The 3,870-nt window shown below is 39.9% G+C and carries 1 protein-coding gene and 3 pseudogenes; all 4 read left to right on the top strand.

Annotated features, from left to right (window positions below; translation table 11 throughout):
- Positions 1–37: 37 nt before the first annotated feature.
- Positions 38–242: pseudogene (locus AB3X49_RS19040) on the top strand (GNAT family N-acetyltransferase); the annotation flags it as partial.
- Positions 243–656: 414 nt separating this feature from the next.
- Positions 657–1,874, top strand: a pseudogene (locus tag AB3X49_RS19030) (sensor histidine kinase); the annotation flags it as partial.
- A gap of 183 nt (positions 1,875–2,057) precedes the next feature.
- Positions 2,058–3,038, top strand: a complete 981-nt coding sequence (locus AB3X49_RS19025; RefSeq protein WP_002190246.1) for an alpha/beta hydrolase — start codon at positions 2,058–2,060, stop codon at positions 3,036–3,038.
- A 294-nt stretch (positions 3,039–3,332) separates the two neighbouring features.
- A pseudogene (locus tag AB3X49_RS19020) lies at positions 3,333–3,428 on the top strand (YjcZ family sporulation protein); the annotation flags it as partial.
- Positions 3,429–3,870: the final 442 nt, after the last annotated feature.

Below are 3,870 nucleotides of genomic sequence, written 5' to 3'. Positions count from 1 at the left end.
AAATTATACGACATAACACCCTAATAACTTTGACTAATTACTAAACCTATATGAATCTTTATGATGGAATTCACTTAAATTAACAAGTAATGATTTGGAACGAATGTGCAATCAAAGTTGATACGCCATACGCATTTGATGAAAAATAATTAGTGGGTATGGGACGTGTTATTTCAGATGGTGTAATTACTGGAGTAGTTTGGGGAATATGTGTTCTATCAATCTATCTGTCCGAAGGAATCGCCGCCATGTACAAATCGCGCTGGGCAATTGAATCATTTTTCCGCTGGATTTAGCTGAATTTGAACGTTCCCGTATTGTTTGGCACAACATCCAATGCGTTGTTCAATCAGTTATTCACAGCTATAATTGCCTATGCTTTGCTGAAATTTCTTCGTGCACAAGGCCAAAAGACAAAATAAACGCTTGTCATTTGCAGGTTTCACACGCCTGTTTCTTTGTGAAGCCTTGTCAATTGAGTGGCAAATTAGTTTGAAAGAAACACTTGAATTCTACAGGTCGATAAATCAAGAAACTGTATTACTTTGGTTAATCAACATACGTGTTAATTTATAGTATAATGATTGCTTGAAATAATGCGGTGGAAAACAGGGAAAAGAGGGAACCGATGCCTACTATACTAGTTGCTGACGACGATGCGAACATTCGCGAACTCGTCTGTTTATTTCTACGCAACGACGGATTCGCAACAGCTGAAGCAGCTCGATTCTTATTATATTCGAATTTACGAAGCAACGGGTCAGTTCAAGTCTTACGGTAAACTTCACGGACACAAACCTGCGCCTGTGACGATGGAGCAACTAAAGAAAGTATTAGATGGAGGTGTTGTTCAGGACACTCCTAATGGTATTGCCACGGTCCTCTTAGGGTTGCCGTTGAAAACGGAAATGGGAACGAAAGCGATATTTTTGGAAGCGCTCGCCCCTCCTTCAGCCTCTTTTGTCACAAAGTGGGCATTGGTCTTTGCAACATGTTCGTTGATTGCAGGAAGCTTATTGATTCTAGTTGCCTCTGTATTCCTGGTAAGACCGATAAAAAAGCTGACAAAAGCGACCAGGCGGATAGCATCTGGAGATTTCAACGTCAAGTTGAATATTAAGCAAACGAGTGAGCTGGGTACTTTGGCTCGCAGCTTCGAAGAAATGATGCACGATCTGCAGCAACTTGAGCAGATGCGCAGGGAATTCGTAACGAACGTGTCGCACGAGGTTCAGTCTCCGCTCACTTCGATATCCGGTTATGCTCTAGTGCTTAAGCAAGTTGACCTTTCAGAATACGAACGAAGCCGTTATCTTGATATTATCATCGCTGAAGCGAAAAGGATGTCCAAAATGAGCGATAACCTGCTAAAGCTGAGTTTTCTTGAATCGCAGTCAAAGCAACTGCGGCTCGTCACGCTCAGCCTCGATGAACAAATCCGACGGATAATCGTGGCGCTCCAGCCACAATGGTCTGCTCGCGATATACATTTCGAGCTTGATTTACAGACAGTTAAAGTAACGGCTGATCATGACCTGTTAAATCAGGTATGGACGAATATCCTCAGAAATAGCATCAAATTTTCCGAGGATACCGGCGTGATTAACGTAAGCATCAAACAAGATATCAAAAACGTGACAATCCTAATATCCGACACTGGTATTGGTATTCACCTTGACGACCAGAAGCGTATATTCGAGCGTTTTTTTAAGGCCGATCGTTCCCACAGTCGTAAGTATGACGGAAGTGGTATGGGACTCGCTATCGTTAAACAGATCGTGTCGCTTCATCAAGGTGACATCCGAGTGAAAAGTGAACCTGGTCAAGGAACGACCTTCATTGTCACCTTGCCAATCACTACACCAACAGATTAGTTAGATTCATTCTCTATGCTACGACTCATATGCAAGCTTACTTGCATATAGAGCCGTAGCATTTTTTTGGCAGTTCATATTCAGTTCATATTGTCGTCATGGTGAGTACATCTTCATTGGTTAAGTTTTCATTACAGGCGCACATGAAGGAAGGCAAACTGATCAGGACAGGAGAAGATGACAGTGACACAACAAGAGGAAAAGAAAACGCTGAGTGGAATGAAAATAAAGAAAGTGCGAAACATCTTACTTAAAATCATAGGAGCAATCGTTCTAGCCATTGTACTTTTTTTAGGTATTGTTTATATCGTAAATGTGATGAGTAGTCATTCGGAGCAAAAACGAATAGTGCCCTACGGGCAGCACGTATCTGTAGACGGGAAAAACATGAATGTGTTAATTCAAGGCGAGGGCGAGGAAACGATCGTGCTCCTGCCTGGTTATGGAACAGCTACTCCAGGGCTTGATTTTAAGCTTCTTATCGATGAATTATCTCCATTTTACAAAGTTGTTGCGGTAGAGCCTTTCGGTTATGGATTAAGTGATGAAACTGTAAAAGAGCGAACCACGGAGAATATGGTAAGTGAAGTTCATGAAGCTCTACAGCAGCTTAATATTAACAGATACATGCTCATGGGCCACTCCATTACAGGCATTTATGGAATTGATTATGTGAACAAATATCCAAACGAGGTGACTGCATTTGTCGGAATCGATAGCAGTGTTGCAACACAACCGGGTATGGATATCAATTTCCCATTAAAAACGTTTGCATATCTCAAAAAATCAGGTCTCTTAAGATTGGCTATGAAAATCAGTGCTGACCCCTATGCTGGACTGGCATTTGATGAAAAAACCGTAGAGCAAATGAAAATGATTTCGAATAAAAACATGTATAATGACACAACCTTGAATGAGATGGATCATATTTCGTCTAATTTTAAAGGGGCTCAAGGTTTAATCTTCCCTAAATATCTTCCACTTCTTCTCTTTGTACAAGCGAATAATGAAGATGTAGCAGGATGGATACCTCTGCATGAAGGGCAGATCAAAGACTCGGTACATGGAAAAGTAGTAACCATGGATGGATCACATTATTTACACCATACCAAATTCAAAGAAATCGCTGAAAACGTTAGACTATTTATGAAAGAAGTAAAGTAAGTGTTCAGAGAAAGGTTCATTCGTTATTTTATGCATTTGTCTACAGTCTGCAAGACCATCATTTCGATGGTCTTTTTTATGTCCAAACAGTTGTATATTTCCAAACCAAGATTATACTTTCGCCTGAAAGACATTGGGTTTCATTTTCATATTAACTAACGAGGCAGGTGTGCGGCCGAGCCTAGGTCGTATCATATAACGGGTGGGATTCCCGTCGAGTAAGAACTAGCCATTCGCTCGTAGCGAGTCTTGGAGGGCTAAAGGTAACTTTTAGTCTTTAAGCGTAGACAGTTAGGTGGCGGATTTGCTTTACTGATCGTTCTATTCATCCTGTTAATCATTATAGGATGTAGTTGTTGGGGCGGCGGTAGCGGCGGATTCGGTTACTAAAAAAAGGGGCACTCATAAGAGTGTCTTTTTTCTCAATATAAGAACTCTAAGAATATGATATTATTTTAATGCAAATTCCCTTTTGTGCAATGAGATAGTAATGCCCAATAAAAAACCCACCTATTTCCGTAGGTGGGCCTTATCTTTATTACACAATATCAAAGTATACTCTCTTTTTCTCGTAAATTTTATGTAATTATACATATTTGTAAAAATTACATAAAATAAATATTACATGTAGTAAAATATAAATTGTGGACACGTTCTATAAAGCTGATTCTCCGATTAGAAGGCGTAACACATCTCAACCATATAGGTGTGGTGTGGCGTTGCTTTAATCTAGCCAAACAAACGATCTCGATTCTCTTGTATTTGTACACTAACAATCTGTTGAAAATAAATGATTCTGTTTTATAGGACGTGTTTACTTAATGTCCAATAC

Origin of the sequence: Bacillus sp. C30 (assembly GCF_040838255.1) — a bacterium.
Classification (GTDB): domain Bacteria; phylum Bacillota; class Bacilli; order Bacillales; family Bacillaceae_G; genus Bacillus_A; species Bacillus_A mycoides.
This window is presented reverse-complemented; position numbering and strand designations above follow the sequence as displayed.